The 15,020-nt window shown below is 59.3% G+C and carries 14 protein-coding genes; 11 read left to right on the forward strand and 3 right to left on the reverse strand.

From position 1 onward, the window contains the following. Positions 1-81 precede the first annotated feature (81 nt). Positions 82-1,746 carry an FAD-dependent oxidoreductase gene (locus VN887_13280; protein HXT40977.1) on the reverse strand — a complete coding sequence of 555 codons (1,665 nt, stop codon included), beginning with the start codon at positions 1,744-1,746 and terminating at the stop codon, positions 82-84. 7 nt (positions 1,747-1,753) lie between these two features. Further along, positions 1,754-2,239 (reverse strand): phage regulatory CII family protein, encoded by a 486-nt coding sequence (locus tag VN887_13285; GenBank protein HXT40978.1) that lies wholly within the window; start codon positions 2,237-2,239, stop codon positions 1,754-1,756. Between the two features lie 108 nt (positions 2,240-2,347). Between VN887_13285 and VN887_13290 the strand changes: the two genes are divergently transcribed. From VN887_13290 to VN887_13340, 11 genes are all read left to right on the forward strand, one after another. Further along, positions 2,348-2,494, forward strand: a complete 147-nt coding sequence (locus VN887_13290) for a hypothetical protein (GenBank protein ID HXT40979.1) — start codon at positions 2,348-2,350, stop codon at positions 2,492-2,494. 24 nt (positions 2,495-2,518) lie between these two features. Further along, on the forward strand, positions 2,519-3,082 hold the full coding sequence (locus tag VN887_13295) for an NfeD family protein (GenBank protein ID HXT40980.1): 564 nt from the start codon (positions 2,519-2,521) through the stop codon (positions 3,080-3,082). A gap of 41 nt (positions 3,083-3,123) precedes the next feature. Then, on the forward strand, positions 3,124-4,647 hold the full coding sequence (locus VN887_13300) for an SPFH domain-containing protein (GenBank protein HXT40981.1): 1,524 nt from the start codon (positions 3,124-3,126) through the stop codon (positions 4,645-4,647). A 52-nt stretch (positions 4,648-4,699) separates the two neighbouring features. Further along, a complete protein-coding gene (locus VN887_13305) occupies positions 4,700-4,891 on the forward strand; it encodes a hypothetical protein (protein ID HXT40982.1) in 192 nt (63 codons plus the stop codon). A 95-nt stretch (positions 4,892-4,986) separates the two neighbouring features. After that, a complete protein-coding gene (locus VN887_13310; protein ID HXT40983.1) occupies positions 4,987-5,178 on the forward strand; it encodes a hypothetical protein in 192 nt (63 codons plus the stop codon). Positions 5,179-5,223: 45 nt separating this feature from the next. After that, positions 5,224-6,255 (forward strand): hypothetical protein, encoded by a 1,032-nt coding sequence (locus VN887_13315; protein HXT40984.1) that lies wholly within the window; start codon positions 5,224-5,226, stop codon positions 6,253-6,255. An 11-nt stretch (positions 6,256-6,266) separates the two neighbouring features. Continuing rightward, positions 6,267-6,680 carry a hypothetical protein gene (locus VN887_13320; protein ID HXT40985.1) on the forward strand — a complete coding sequence of 138 codons (414 nt, stop codon included), beginning with the start codon at positions 6,267-6,269 and terminating at the stop codon, positions 6,678-6,680. A gap of 3 nt (positions 6,681-6,683) precedes the next feature. Beyond that, entirely contained in the window at positions 6,684-7,745 is a 1,062-nt protein-coding gene (locus tag VN887_13325; GenBank protein ID HXT40986.1) for a carbonic anhydrase, read from the forward strand. Between the two features lie 316 nt (positions 7,746-8,061). After that, on the forward strand, positions 8,062-12,453 hold the full coding sequence (locus tag VN887_13330; protein HXT40987.1) for a VCBS repeat-containing protein: 4,392 nt from the start codon (positions 8,062-8,064) through the stop codon (positions 12,451-12,453). Between the two features lie 88 nt (positions 12,454-12,541). Further along, a complete protein-coding gene (locus tag VN887_13335; GenBank protein HXT40988.1) occupies positions 12,542-14,119 on the forward strand; it encodes a PAS domain S-box protein in 1,578 nt (525 codons plus the stop codon). Beyond that, positions 14,116-14,493, forward strand: a complete 378-nt coding sequence (locus VN887_13340) for a response regulator (GenBank protein HXT40989.1) — start codon at positions 14,116-14,118, stop codon at positions 14,491-14,493. The genes VN887_13335 and VN887_13340 overlap by 4 nt, the downstream gene beginning before the upstream one ends. Before the next feature lie 67 nt (positions 14,494-14,560). Here the strand turns inward: VN887_13340 and VN887_13345 are convergent. Further along, on the reverse strand, positions 14,561-15,020 hold a 460-nt coding region (locus VN887_13345), incomplete at its 5' end, for a fused MFS/spermidine synthase (GenBank protein ID HXT40990.1).

Raw genomic sequence — 15,020 nt, forward strand, 5'->3', positions numbered from 1 at the left:
GGAGTCGTTTGTACCGCGCGGCCATTCCGCAATAGGGTGGCGCCGAACAGAACCATCGGGGCGGCGAGCGTCACGCATCGGTCATTTCCATTCCAGAATCTGCTTATCGGCCAGCAGTCGTGCGCGCAGTTTCGCGTAGTCAACCTTCTGCGCCGCCACTTTTTCATCAAGGGCCAGGCACGCGGCCGTGGCCGCCGACTGGCCAAGGATCATGAACACCGGTTCCATGCGGATCGAGCCATAGGCGATGTGAGTGGCAGACAGGCAGACGGGCACAAACAGGTTTTCGCACTCGGCCGCTTTCGGCGCGATCGCGCGACAAGAGATTGGATACGGCTTCATCGGCGGCACCTGCACGTCGCCTTCGTTCTCGACGTGGCCGTTCTTCACGATGCGCTGGCAGTTGTGCGAGTCCATGTTGTACGCCGCGAGGCCGATGGAGTCCGCCGCGACTTCCTGGCCGCGGCAATGGTGTTCGGTCATGACATAATCGGAAACCATGCGGCGCGCTTCGCGGACGTAGAGCTGGTCCGGCCAGCCGCCGGTGTCGGGGAACTCATCCTTGCACAGGCCGAATTGTTGAATTTCCGCGCGGATGTTCTCCGGCACGCGCGGGCTGGTGGCAAGAAAGTGGACAAAGCCGCGCGTGTAATTCTCATGCTCCAGCCAGATTCGCGCGCGCGTCGCGGCATTGCCATCGGGATAATCGTAACTCATCCCGATGAAATCAGTTGAAAAACCTCCGTTGTTGTTGATGTCGGTCTTGCCGTTCGGCATCCAGATCGGATTCCAGAACTCGCCGAGCTTCGGTTTTTTTCCGGCGGCGGCGAGCGCTTCAAGATAACGCGCAAGCAGCTCATATTTCTCCGGGTCGTAGTCCTTCGGCGGTTCGACCGGCGTCCGGTTCCCGGGGTTGGTCGTAAAGCAGAGTCGAAAATTATACGTCTGCACCCGGCGGTCTCCGTCACCGGGTTTGCCGCCATCGCCCGGCTGAATGTACGGCAGCAACCCGCTCGAAGAATCGCCCGGTTTCACGTACGGGTCCACCGGCACGATGAACTGGTGTTTCGGCGTCTGGGCGCGAATACCATCGAGTGATTCGTGGTATTGCGCGTTCGATTCGCGCCCGACGGTGTAGCTCACACCGGCTCCGGCCATCAGATCGCCTTCGTAGCTCGCATCCACGAACATTTTCGCGTGAAAGATTTTGCCGCTCGCGGCCGTGATCCCGGCGATGCGCGCGCCATCCTTTTCCACGGAAGCCAGCCGTTGATCGAAATAGACCGGCACTCTGGCTTCGTTGATCATCTGGAAAAAGATGTCCTCGGCAACGTGCGGTTCGAAGGTCCACATCGTTGCGTCCGGCCCGCCCAGACTGCTGGCTGCGGTCTGGCCGCCGCGCCGCCTGGAAAAATATTCATCGGCGGTTTCCAGCGTCCACGAGGACGGCTGCCGGTAATGCGCCGCAACCCGTTGATAAAACTCCCGCGAGATGCCGCCGATGGCCGCCTTGTTGCCGATGTCGGTTGCGCCCAGCCCGCCCGAACTCAATCCGCCGAGGTGCCGTCCGGGCTCGACGATGATCGTGGTCCTGCCCATGCGCGTCGCCTGCACGGCCGCTGCGACACCCGCACAAGTGCCGCCATACGCGCAAACGTCTGCCTCGATGACTTCGGCTGATTGAACGGCGGTCTCCGGATGAACCAGGAGAAGAACGCAGCCCAGCCAAAGGATGCGCGGCTTCATTGGCGACTTATTGGGCCTTCACCTGCGCCGCCGGCTCTTTCTTCAACGGCGCGAAATTTCCCTCCTCGCAGCATTGCACGAATCCCTCCGTCACGGCCTTCAATTCCTCCCAGCGGCCGCGGATGTTCCTGGCTTCCTGCTTCGTGATCTGGTTGTCGGTCGCGGCGGTGGCGATGACCGCGAGCAGATCGGCGAACTCCTGCACGATCTGGTTGGTCGCCGGCATGAGATGAATCGGGTGCGGCCAGGTCGCCTTGGGGTTTTTGATGAAGAACCCGCCCGCCCGCTCGCAAATCCAGTGGACCATCCGCGTGTCATTGGTGCAACGCACCAGGGCCTCGATGCGATCGAGCGGATTGGCCGCGCCGCTGCCCGTGCCATCGTCGGGTTCGGACCATTTGTAAATCATCGAGAGCGACAGGCCGAGTTCGGCGGCAATCTGTTTGGCGCTGATTTTCTGGAAGACTTGCTGCAGCAGTTCGTGGGATTCCATGCGCGAACGCTAGCAAACGCGAAGGCCGGACGGAAGCGCGGAGTTATAAACCCCTGACGACTTTGTAAATGAACGCGCGCCCGGCACCGGCTATTGATGGCGCGGCAAATGAACTACCCGGCACCAATTGAAGCGAGCATGATCGGCGCAACCGATGGATGGTCGAACCGTCGGTGGGAGGCGATTCCCGAAGTGATTGGTCCCGGCCACACCCTTTCTGTCTTGCTCGACAGAGTCATCGGCGTTTTACTCTGACCAACAATCAACCAGGCGGTATCTATGGAATACACAATCTATCTCATCTGTTTGGGAGTTGGTTTTGTTTTCACAATGTTCAGCGCGATCTTCGGCCACATTTTTGGCCACGGCGGTCATGACGGCCACGTGGACGGCAGCGGCGGCCACGCCGAAGCGGGCATTGATTCCAGCGACATGCCGGGAGTGTCGGCGTTCAGCCCGACGGTCATCGCTTCTTTCATCACGGCCTTTGGTGGCTTTGGTGTGATTTTCCATCAAATACCGGCCACGCACAGTCCGTGGGCCAGCGCGCCATTGGCGGTCGTGAGCGGCTTTCTGGCGGCGATTGGCGTCCTGTGGTTGTTGCGACAACTTTTCAGCCGGACGCAGAGCTCCAGCGAATCGAAGATCGGCAGTCTGGTCGGCCAGTTGGCCACGATCATCACACCAATTCCGGAAAACGGCGTCGGCGAAATCGCCTACGTCCAGGCGGGCACGCGCTACTCCGCGCCGGCGCGTGAAGAACGTGGAACACCTGTGGCAACCGGAAAGTCTGTTAAAATCACGCGCGTCGTCGGGACGCAGTTTTATGTCGAAGCAGCCTGACGATTTTTGAGAATCAGAACCCGTACCCGTCCCTAACACCTATGAACCCAATCCCGATGCTCGCCCAATCCCCCCTCTCCGGCGGAATCATCGCCGGCGTCGTCGTGGTGATCGCCATTACGATCATCATCGGCATCGCTGTCGTACTCAGCCGCTACACCAAGGTCGGCCCGAACGAGGTGCTGATCGTCTCCGGCAAAAAGCACCGCTACGCAGACCCCGACGGCACGATCAAGACGCGCGGCTTCCGCATCGTCAAGGGCGGCGGCACGTTCGTTTATCCGGTGGTGGAAAAGGTGGACATCCTTTCGCTCGAACTGCTCACGATCGATGTTCAGACGCCGGAGGTTTATACGAGCAAAGGCGTGCCGGTGAAAGTGGACGGCGTCGCGCAGATCAAGGTCAAGGGCGACGACATCTCCATCGCCACCGCCGCCGAACAATTCCTCGGCAAGAACACCGACGAAATCCGCAACATCGCCACGCAAACGCTCGAAGGCCATTTGCGCGCCATCCTCGGCACGATGACCGTCGAGGAGATTTACCAGAACCGCGATGCGTTCGCCTCGAAGGTCCAGGAAGTCGCCGCTGGCGACATGGCCAACATGGGTCTCGGCATTGTGAGCTTCACGATTCGCGACATCCGCGACACCCAGGGTTATCTCGACGCTCTCGGCAAGCCGCGCATCGCCCAGGTCAAACGCGACGCCCAGATCGCCCAGGCCGAAGCCGACCGCGACGCGATGATCAAGTCGTCGCAGGCGACCCAGGCCGGACAGGAGGCAAAATTCGCCGCCGACTCAAAGATTGCCGAAGCGCAGCGCGACTACCAGTCCAACGTCGCGGGCTATCAGGCCACGGTAAACCAGAAAAAGGCCGAGGCCGATCTGGCGTATGACTTGCAGAAGTTCAAGACCGGCCAGCTCGTGAAGGCGGAGGAAGTGCAGGTGCAGATCGTTGAGAAACAAAAGCAGATCGAATTGCAACAGCAGGAAATCCTCCGCAAGCAGCGCGAACTTGAAGCGATGGTGCAAAAGCCAGCCGATGCCGAGCGCTACAAGGTCGAAACGCTGGCCAACGCGAAAAAATTCCAGCTCGAAACCGAGGCCGCCGGCACCGCTTCCGCCGCGAAGGCCACCGGTTTCGCCAACGCAGACGTTGCCAAGGCGACCGGTATTGCCGAGGCCGAAGCGAACAAGGCGCGCGGTCTGGCCGAGGCCGCCATCATCGAAGCGCAGGGCAAGGCCACCGCTTCCGCGATGCAACAAAAGGCCGAGTCGTTCAAGCAGTACAATGAGGCGGCGGTCATTGAGATGATCGTGCGGGTGCTGCCGGAAGTGGCGGGCAGGATCAGCGAACCGCTGAGCAAGACGGAAAAGATTGTCATCATCAACAGCGGCAGCGGTCCCGGCGGCGGCGCGAGCAAACTGACCGGTGACGTGACCCAGATCATCAGCCAGTTGCCGCCGGTGCTCGAGAGCCTCACCGGCGTGAAGTTCGAAAAACTGCTGGAACAGGTGCCCGCGCTGAAGAAGGCGATGGGGAAGGATGAACCCCAAAAGTGAGGTCACACATTGGAAAGAAAGGAACACAATGGCAACTCTACCTGGATTCAATTTGACAAAGCTGAACGTCGCCATTGAGGGCAAGGCCCCGGGCGTCTTCCGAAGCGCGACGGTTCATCGCGTGAAGGTGCCCGACGGCTGGTTTGTGCTGACGGAGGGCATGCAGGGGCTGAGCGGCATCACCTTTTATCCAGACCCGAAGCACGAATGGAACGGCGGATCCGGGGAAGAGGCCGACGCATGATTTGCCGCCCAAATAAAGATGAGCTGTCTTGCCTTTTTGTGGGCCGGCCCGAGCGCCGAACGGCAACTTGAGCGCGTCGACAACCAGAAAAGTTTATGGGACTGTTTTGGGACCTGATTCAGCAGAGCCAGATTTCGAGCCAATCCGGGCGCGCGGATTCACTGGAACATCGCGTCGCGATACTGGAAAAGCAGGTGAGCGCGATGGACGGACTGCTGCGCGACATGCTCTGGAGGCTCGAGCAACGTCTGGGCGAGGACATCGATGGTGACGGCAAAGTCAGATGAAAATCGGCGGACAATGGCGGACGTTTCGGTTAATATTCAACGGCCATGCAACAGGCGGACATCCAGCACTGGCTGAGGAAGAAGGCGGTTTCTGAAACCGCGACCGGCGCGCTGTTCACCGCGGGCTGCCTCGTGCTTGGCGGAATCGTGCTGGGGATCACCTATTTTTTTACTTACGCCATCGTGTGGTTTGGCTTCAACTTCGGGGTGTCCGCCTTTTCCCAGTTGTTCTTCAACCAGCGCCTCCATCTCCCTCACGGGGGGATCATGGCGGTGAGTCTTGCGTTCGTGGCGCTGCTGTTCTGGGCGAACCAGCGCATCAGCCGCGAGTATCTGGGCGCGTATCCACGCCGCAATAATCCCGGATCACTGCCGGGGCTGACCGGCTTGACGGGTTCCCTCATCTCATTGCTCGCCTACCCCGGCGCGTCCACGCGGATGATCACCGACCTGTTGTTGACCGGTCCGCGCCTGGTGATGATCGCCTGGAGCAACGCCGGAAAATCCGGCCGGCTGGCGCGGATGGATGTCGAGACCTGCGCGCGTGTACTGGCGATTTTGCTTCAACGGGCAGGACGCGTTCCGTTTGCGGAACTCACGTCTTCCGCGGAACTGACGAATCCCGTGGCGACCTTTCGCCAGTTGCGCGACCTGGACGGGGTCGTGTTCCTGAGGGAAGAACCCATCGGACTGAGCCTGACCAGCGAACTACGGGAGGAACTCGCCGGCCTGTCCGGCCAGATTCCGCAACCGCTGCCGGCGCGGGCGGTGGAAGTGAGGCCGCTCAATCTGCCACCCGGCACGATTCACACTCTCCTGGGCGTGCCGGCGGGCGCGTCGCCCGAGGAAATCGATGTCGCCTATCGCAACTGGCTGGCGCAAACGTGCGTTCGTCAGGCAGCGAACGCGGAAAGTGACACGCGCAAGCAACAACTCGACGATCAGACCAGGGCCGTCAACGCGGCCTACGAAGCGTTTCTGGCCAAACACCGGGCGGAACAGGCCGAAGAGCAGGACGACAAGGTCGAGGGCGTTTGGGAGCAATTCAAAGGGTCCGGAAGAAAATCAGCGCTTTGACAACCGGGAGCATGAGCAGACGGGATCCAGATTCAGCCGCGGGCGTGTATGTGGCGTTGTTCGCCGCGACGATGCTCTTTTGTCTGATCGGCGCGTTGGTCCTGCCGCCGTCGATCTCCCTGAGCAAATGGCTGGGACTGCCCGCGCTGGTCGGTTTCTGCGCTGGAATACCCTTGTTAAACCGGTCGGCTCACCGGAGCCGGATCCGCGAAGCGGTGGAAGAAACCGGGGACAGCGTTGTCCGCATCAAACGACTGTCGTTCTGGCAGCAATTCTGGCAGGTACGACCCTACCTCCGGCTGACCGGCGTAAGGCACGAAGTGGATTACGTGGATGCAACCGGCCTGCTGCACCACGCCCTTTGCTACACCAGTTGGTTCATCGGGGTAGAATGGCTGGACGATGTCACTGAGAATTCCAACTAACCTATGCGTCTGCTCGAAGCCATCATCGAAGCGAACCAGCGCGCGGTCGCGGCGAACACGACGGCGGCCTTGAATGCCACGGAGTTCGCCGACGCCCTGCCGCTGGTGGCGCTGACGTGCATTGATCCGCGCCTGAACAAGCTGGTTCCCGAGATGCTCGGCGTGCCTGAGGAGCAGTTCATCTGGTTGAGGAACGCGGGCAACATTATTTTCGAGCCAATGAGTTCGATGATGCGAACGCTCGCGCTGGCCTGCGCCGTCAAGGGTGGGAAGGAAATCGCCATCATCGGCCACTCGGATTGCCAGGTCTGCAAGACCACCGTGATGAAGTTGACCGACGCTTTTCGGTCGCTGGGCGTGGACCGCGCAAAGCTGCCGGAGAACATGAACGAATTTTTCGGCCTGTTCGCCAGCGAACGCCAGAACGTGCTTCGGGGCGCCGAAATCGTCCGGCAAAGCCCGCTTATCGGGTCGAAAGTTCCGGTGCACGGATTGTTGATGGACGTCCAGAGCGGCAGGCTTGAATGGCTCGTGGACGGTTACCGGACGATGGGCGCGCCGGTGGCTTCAGTCGCCGAAACGGTTCGCGACACCATTGGCGAAAAGGTCAAACAGGCGGCCGAAGACGCGCTGAACTTCGTCACCGCCAAACTGCCCGAGTTCAATCCCGGTGAAATGAAATTTCCCGAATTCAAAATCGGCGAGACGACGGTGAATCCAAACCAATGGCTGGCCGACGTGAAAGCGATCACCGCCGCCGCCATCGGCGGGCCGTCAACCGGGAGCGCTCAAACGCCGAAGACCGAACCGGAACGAAAACTTGACCCGACGCGCAAGTACCGCGTCATCGGCGCCGATCAAAAGGTGTACGGACCGATTGACGGCGGGAAGATTCTGGAATGGATTGCGGACGGACGCATTGACTGGCAGACACCCGCGCAGGCCGAAGGCAGTGGCGAATGGAAGCCACTGGGGACCTGGGCGGATTCCCCGAAGTCTCCGACCATCCCGCTGCCGCCGCCCGTCCAGCCGGCCCCGCAGTTGCGCAAAGCGCGGCGGCGCTGATCCCAAACCGCTCGTGGTCCATTTGGCCGGTTGACACAGCGACTGTAGTCCTCCATTTTTACCACCGGTCGAACAATTGCCGTCAGGCCGAATGGTAGGCGATTCGGGTGCCGCAAGACATTGCGTCAACGGCAAGGAAAATGTTTCAGGAGAAATGAAAACTTCAATCCTTCGTCCAGCGATGTTCGTGTGCATGATCCTATTGAACGGTCTTTTTTGCGGCATATATGTTTTTGCCGACGAATGCCCGACACCGGGCTTCGGGGCAGCCCGCACATTCGGTGTGAATTCGGAAGGAAGCCCTTTTTCCCTGGCGATGGGTGACCTCAATGGAGACGGCAATCTCGATGTGATCGTCGTGAACTACGGTTGCACTCCCTGTTCTCCGCCGGTGAGAGGGTCAGTCGCGGTGTTGGCCGGCAAAGGCGACGGCACTTTTCAATCAACCACCAACTATGACACGGGACCGAATCCCCAGTCAGTGGCGCTGGGTGACTTCAACGGAGACGGCAAACCCGACCTGGTGGTGGCGAATTTTGGTTCCACAAACATTGCGGTGTTGCGCGGCAACGGTGACGCCACTTTTCAAGCGGCAATCAACTACAGCGCAGGCGGCACTCCGACGCGCAATGCAACATCCATTCTGACAACAGGCGACTTCAACAAAGACAACAAACTTGACCTGATCGTGGCAAACTCGAGTGGCGCCTCGGTGCTTTTAGGAAACGGCGATGGCACATTCCGGCCGCCCGTCAGCTATGCATCGGAAGCGAATCCCGAATCCGTTGCCACGGGTGACTTCAATGCCGACGGGAAGCTTGACCTGGCAGTGGCAGGTGGCGATGGCATTTCAGTGCTGCTGGGCAATGGGGATGGAACATTCCAGCCCGCGGTCAATTACAGCACAGGAGTGTCTCCGGTGTCTGTGGCGACGGGCGACTTCAATGGTGATGGCAAAACCGACCTGGCCGTGGCGATCGCCCCGACCTCCACCACTTCGTACAATATTTCGATGCTGCTGGGCAATGGGAACGGAACGTTTCAAACCGCCGTCCACTATAACATCGGCTCGTATCCGTACTCGGTCACGGCGGGTGATTTCACGGGCGATGGGAAGGCGGACCTGGCGGTAGCCACCGATGTGGGAATCGAAATCCACCCGGGCAAAGGCGACGGCACATTTCAGCCGGCCCTTAACTACGGAGCGGGAAATCATCCAACTTTTGCGTGTGCGGGCGATTTCAATAAGGACGGAAGACTTGACCTGGTGGTCGCGGACGCAGCCTCGGGCAATGTCAGTATCTTGCTGGCCGAGGCGGGAGGCTCTTTTCAAGCAGCGGCCAACTACGGCGCGGGATGGGTTCCGTTGTCGATGCAAGCGGCGGACTTCAACGGCGACGGCAAAACCGATCTTGCTGTCATCAATTACAGTTCAAGCAGCGGCGGAAACGGCAGCGTCACGATGCTGTTGGGAGTCGGTGACGGCTCCTTTACCACGATGCCCACCAGCAACACATTGGGATCGCTGTCTTTTTCCGGCGCGGTGGGAGACTTCAACGGGGACGGCAAGCCGGATCTGGCCGTGGCAAACCGTGCTTCACCTTACATCTCTGTGTTGTTGGGCAACGGCGACGGCACCTTCCAGGCAACCGTCAACTACGCCGCCGGAAGTTCGCCGGGCTTCGTCGCGACCGGTGACTTCAACAGGGACGGGAAGCCTGATCTGGTCGCCGCAAATGATTCGTCCGGCGGCGGCGTTTCGGTGCTTTTGGGCAATGGTGATGGAACGTTCGGGACTGCCGTTAGTTATGGCACAACGCCCGGTTCCTTTTCCGTGGCCGTTGCGGATTTTAACCGCGACGGCAAGCTGGATCTCGCGGTTGCCAACCAGGGATTGAGTTCCTCGGGCACCAACGTTTCATTGCTGTTGGGCAACGGCGATGGGACGTTTCAATCTGCCGTCAACTACGTTACCGGATTCGGTCCTTCGTTCGTGGTGGCAAGTGACTTGAATGGCGATGGCAAACTCGACCTGGTCGTGGCGAATCAGGGCATGATTACCAACGTTGCAGACTTGGTTAACGGCAGTGTTTCGGTGCTGTTGGGCAACGGCGATGGCACCTTCCAGCCGAGTGTCAGCTACATCGACGGAATGAGCGCTTTGTCCGTGGCCGTCAGCGACCTCAACGGCGACGGAAAACCCGATGTCGCCGTCGCGGTCCACAAAGGCAATGTCGTGGTGCTCTCGGGCAACGGCGATGGCACCCTGCAGGCCCCTGTTGATTACGGCGCCGGAAGTGACCCTTCTTTCGTCGTGGCGGGAGATTTCGACGATGACGGCAAGCCCGACCTCGCGGTCGCGAACGGATACTCCGAAGGCACGGTTTCGATGCTGTTGAACAGTTGCCATGGCTGCCCCAATTTCAGTTTCGCCGCACCGCGCACATCCGAAGCCGGAGATAGCCCATTTGCCCTGGCAACGGACGATTTCAACGGGGATGGTAAGCTCGACCTGGTGGTGAGTGACATGGTCGGAGGTGGCTTTTTGGTCATGCTGGGTTACGGTGATGGGGCATTTCACATTGCGTCCACAAACGGTGCAGGAACACGATATTACTCTTTCGCAATGGCGGATTTCAATGGTGATGGCAAGCTCGACCTCGCGACGACTACTGGCGGAGGCATTTCGGTGTTACCGGGCAATGGTGATGGGACCTTCGGAACCTCTGCGAGTTATGCAGCAGGATCGGGCGGTTATTCGATCGCCACAGGCGACTTCAACCGTGACGGTAAACCCGATCTTGTTGTAACCAGCTCGGGTCTTCCGTCGGGCGTTCTGGTGTTCTTGGGCAATGGTGATGGGACCTTTCAAAGCCCTGTCAACTATGGTGCAGCAAATGATCCTTCGTCAGTGGCAGTAGGCGACTTCAACGGAGACGGCAAACTCGACCTAGCTGTAGCCAACGACAGTTCCTTGAACATCTCAATTTTGTTGGGAAAAGGCGATGGTACCTTTCAACCTGCTGTCAACTATGCTGCAGGAATGACTCCTTTGATCGTGGTGGTCGGCGACTTCAATGGTGATGGAAAATCTGACCTCGCGGTAAACAATCGTGGCTCCGCAATAATCACGATGCTTCTCGGTAACGGAGACGGGACTTTTCAAGCGGCTGTCAGCTACGGCGTGGGAACGGATGCTTTCCGTCTGACTGTGGGTGACTTCAATATGGATGGGAAATCAGATCTTGCGGTTGTTTGCTTTGGTTCCAACTCCGTCAACGGTACCACGTCTGTGCTGCTGGGTAAAAGTGATGGCACCTTTCAGGAGGCAGTCAACTACGATGCGGGATCGACTCTTGCGGCCATTGTGAACGGGGACTTCAATGGCGATCGTAAACTTGATCTTGTAGTGGCCAATGAGAATCCGCGAGGTACGGTTTCGATGCTGCCTGGCAACGGCGATGGGACGTTCCAAAGTTTCACCAGTTTTGGTGCAGGCTCGTCGCCTTTATTCGTTGCCGTAGGAGACTTAAACGGCGACGGCAAAGAGGACCTAACCGTGGCGAATGCTGCGTCCAGCGATGTCTCGGTGCTGTTAGGGAACGGCGATGGTGGTTTCGGGGCAGCCACTAACTTCAGCGTGGCATCTTCTCCCTCCAGCGTGGCGTTGGGTGACGTCAATGGCGACGGCGCGCTCGATCTGGTTGTGGCCAACAATGGTTCCACTAACGTTTCTATCCTGATCGGAAATGGCGACGGCACATTTCACGCCGCCACCAATTATGAAGTCGGCGCGAATCCCAGGTCGGTGGTGGTGGATGACTTCAACGGTGATGGCAAGCTCGATCTGGCTGTAGCGAATCAAAACTCTACTAACGTTTCAGTGCTATTGGGTGCAGGAGACGGAACTTTTCAGGCCGCCGTCAACTACGAAGTCGGAACGCGCCCCTTTTCCGTGGCGAAAGGCGACCTCAATAATGATGGCAAGCCAGACTTGATCGTTGCGAACAATTGGTCCGCGAGTGTTTCAGTCCTGCTGGCCAATGGTGACGGGACTTTCCGCCCCCCCGAAAACTATACGGCAGGGACTGCCCCCACTTCCGTGTCGATCGGCGATCTGAACAACGACGGCAACCTCGATTTGGTTGTTGCCAACGCAGGTTCCGGCGACGTTTCGGTGTTAGTAGGTAACGGAGATGGTACCTTCCAGATCGCCGTCAATTACGGGGTCGGAACGAATCCTGAATCCGTCCTGGTAGGCGACTTTAATGGTGATGGCAAGCTTGACCTGGCTGTTGCCAACGCTGCCTCTCGCAATATTTCCGTACTATTAGGTAATGGCGATGGCACCTTCCGGACGCACGTCGATTACGGGGTCGGATACTCTGCTTTTTCGGTCGCGGCTGGCGATTTCAACAGTGATGGGAAGCTTGATCTAGCAATAGCCAGTAGTGACGGCGGCAGCGTCTCGATACTGTTGAACACCTGCGTCTCTGCTGGCATTGACCTTGCCATTGTGCAAAGCAACTCGACCGTCACTGTTTCCTGGCCGTTGCCGTCCACCGGATTTGTTCTGGAATCCACGGCCAGTCTGAGCGTCACCAACTGGCAACCGGCCGTGGAAACGGCCACGACCAACAATGGCCGCTTGGAAATCACCGCGCCGGTCACGCAGCAGGAACGCTACTTCCGTTTGCGCAAACCGTAACGCGACGCACTCATATTTCCTCGATCGGGGATTGTGCGGACTCAAAGTTTCTGGCTTTATCTGAGGTGTCGCGACAGTGGTGCCGTCTATGAACGCACAACCAATCAAGGTGTTGCTGGTGGGGCACGAGTCAGTCCATGCCGGTCTGGCGCGGGAAGTCCCGCGCGCAAAGGCACGGCTCGAATTGTCCCGCGCCGGACGAATTGAAGAGGCAGGGCAACGCCTCGGCGAGGGCGCGTTCGACGTTGTCCTGCTCGACCTGATGGCCCCGGATGCAAAGGGGCTGGCTGGTTTTCGCGATCTTCGCGCGGCGGTTCCTTCCATGCCCGTCGTCGTCCTGGCCGGCGCGGATGACGAGGCGCTCGCGTTCCAGGCGGTGCGCGAAGGCGCCCAGGACTATCTCGTGAAGGGCGAGTTTGACGGGCCGATGCTCTCGCGCGTCATTCGTTACGCGATCGAGCGCAAGCGGGCCGAGGAGGAACTGCGCCAGAGCGCGGAGTTTTTCAAACTCATTTCGGAAAACGTCACCGACCTGATCGCGGTGATCGATCGGGATGGGAAACGGTTGTACAACAGTCCTTCGTACGAAAAAAGCCTGGGCGACGCGTCCCATTTGCAGGGCACGAATTCGTTCCAGGAAATCCATCCGGACGACAAGGAAAAGATCACACGGATTTTTCAGGAAACCATCGCGACCGGCGCCGGGCGGCGGTCCGAATACCGGATGTTGCTTTCGGACGGAAGCATTCGCCATATCGAGTCGCAGGGCAGCGTGATCAAGGACGCGAACGGCAGGACGAGCAAGGTGGTGGTGGTGTCGCGCGACATCACGGAGCGCATCCGGCAGATGGAGGTGTTGCAGAAGGCGCTGGCCGAATTGCATGAAGCGCACGAGGAGTTGAAGACCGCGCAGATGCAACTGGTCCAGTCGGAGAAACTCGAGGCAGTCAGCACATTTGCCGGCGGCATTGCGCATGAAGTGAAGAATCCGCTGCAGACGATCATCCTCGGCGTGGATTTTTTGAAAAACACCCTTGAAACCGCCGGCGAGGACGTGAAGATGGTACTCACGGAGATGGACAACGCGGCGCGGCGCGCCGACGCCGTCATCCGCGGCATGGTCGAATTCTCCTCCTACAACAAGCGCGACGTGCGGGACCATGATTTGAGCCGGATCGTGGAACAGTCGTTGCGCTCGGTGGAAAGCGAGATGACCGCGCACTCGGTCAGGTTGTTCAAGGACCTGGCTTCCAGCCTGCCGCCGGTCCGGCTCGATTTGAAGACCGTCAAACACGTTTTTATCAATCTGCTGTTGGGTTCGATCCGGGCGATGTCCGGGGGAGGGACGCTCACCGTCAAAACCTTCCTCAAACAGCTGAGCAAGGACGAGGGCTGGAGCGGCCGGACGCCCGGCCAGTTGAAGGCGGGCGACACGGTTGTTGCCGCCGAGGTTGAGGACGACGGCCCGGGCGTCATCGAAAGCAAGCTTGCCGACAAATCCGAACGCGCGTTCGCGACGGAACTGATCCGGAAGGGCGTTCTCGATTTGATGGTGCTGAAGAAAGTGGTCGAGTTGTACGGCGGGATGATTCGGATCATCAACCGCAAAGAGGGAGGGGTCAAAGTGACCGTCATGTTCAAAACACAGCGAAAGGAAGGATCATGAGCAAGAAACGAATTCTGGTGGCCGATGATGAGACCAGCATCACCCGGTTGTTGAAATTGAACCTCGAACGAACGGGCAACTACGAGGTGCGCGAGGAGAATCTTGGCGCGCGGGTGTTCGAGGCCGCGCAGGAGTTCAAGCCGGACCTGATCCTGCTCGACGTCATGATGCCGGACATGGACGGCGGAGACGTCGCCGCCAGTTTGAAACAGGACCCGGCGCTGCGCAAAACGCCCGTGGTGTTTTTGACCGCCGCGGTCAAGAAGGAGGAGCTGGGCGCTCCGGAGGGCAAGATCGGCGGGCGCATGTATATCGCGAAGCCGCTGAACGTGCAGGGCGTCATCGGCGTCATCGAAAAAACGCTGGGCAAATAGCGCGCCAAAACCAGCCTCTTGTTGTCCGCCCGGCGTGCCGGGTTTTCTTTCGGGGATCGTTCCGGTTTCATAGCGACCGCATGCCCATCGCCAGACCACGCCGGATGGCTTCGCGATTCGCCGCGTCGTAAAACTCCACCGGATTGTAATCATCGGTCAGTACGATGCCATGCTGCGGGTTGGCCTCCGTGCGGTCGTAGAAGGCGGCCCGGGCCAGGTCCCGACAGTGTGGATGCATCTTTTCAAAATCGGGCGTCGCGAAAGGATTGAGGGCCGGCTCGTCCGATGCGACGAAAAAGACGTTGCCGCTGTCGTCCGGATTTGCGGCGTGAATGCGCACGGACTTGAACACGGCGCGCAGCGTTTTTTCAATTGAGGCGGCGAAAAAGTCCCTGCCCGACTGGAAATCCCCGAAGGAATTGATCACCAGAACGCCGCCGGGTTTCAAAATGCGCCGCATCGAGTCAAAGGCCTCGCGGGTCATCAGGTGCGACGGCGAGGAGTCGCCCAGAAATGCGTCCAGCACA

The organism is Candidatus Angelobacter sp. (assembly GCA_035607015.1).
Lineage (GTDB): Bacteria > Verrucomicrobiota > Verrucomicrobiia > Limisphaerales > AV2 > AV2.

Bases quoted from the DNA above. Each gene is read 5' to 3' on its own strand.
- VN887_13280 (HXT40977.1), bottom strand. From the start codon at position 1,746: ATGAAGCCGCGCATCCTTTGGCTGGGCTGCGTTCTTCTCCTGGTTCAT.
- VN887_13285 (HXT40978.1), bottom strand. From the start codon at position 2,239: ATGGAATCCCACGAACTGCTGCAGCAAGTCTTCCAGAAAATCAGCGCC.
- VN887_13290 (HXT40979.1), top strand. From the start codon at position 2,348: ATGAACTACCCGGCACCAATTGAAGCGAGCATGATCGGCGCAACCGAT.
- VN887_13295 (HXT40980.1), top strand. From the start codon at position 2,519: ATGGAATACACAATCTATCTCATCTGTTTGGGAGTTGGTTTTGTTTTC.
- VN887_13300 (HXT40981.1), top strand. From the start codon at position 3,124: ATGAACCCAATCCCGATGCTCGCCCAATCCCCCCTCTCCGGCGGAATC.
- VN887_13310 (HXT40983.1), top strand. From the start codon at position 4,987: ATGGGACTGTTTTGGGACCTGATTCAGCAGAGCCAGATTTCGAGCCAA.
- VN887_13315 (HXT40984.1), top strand. From the start codon at position 5,224: ATGCAACAGGCGGACATCCAGCACTGGCTGAGGAAGAAGGCGGTTTCT.
- VN887_13320 (HXT40985.1), top strand. From the start codon at position 6,267: ATGAGCAGACGGGATCCAGATTCAGCCGCGGGCGTGTATGTGGCGTTG.
- VN887_13325 (HXT40986.1), top strand. From the start codon at position 6,684: ATGCGTCTGCTCGAAGCCATCATCGAAGCGAACCAGCGCGCGGTCGCG.
- VN887_13330 (HXT40987.1), top strand. From the start codon at position 8,062: ATGGGTGACCTCAATGGAGACGGCAATCTCGATGTGATCGTCGTGAAC.
- VN887_13335 (HXT40988.1), top strand. From the start codon at position 12,542: ATGAACGCACAACCAATCAAGGTGTTGCTGGTGGGGCACGAGTCAGTC.
- VN887_13340 (HXT40989.1), top strand. From the start codon at position 14,116: ATGAGCAAGAAACGAATTCTGGTGGCCGATGATGAGACCAGCATCACC.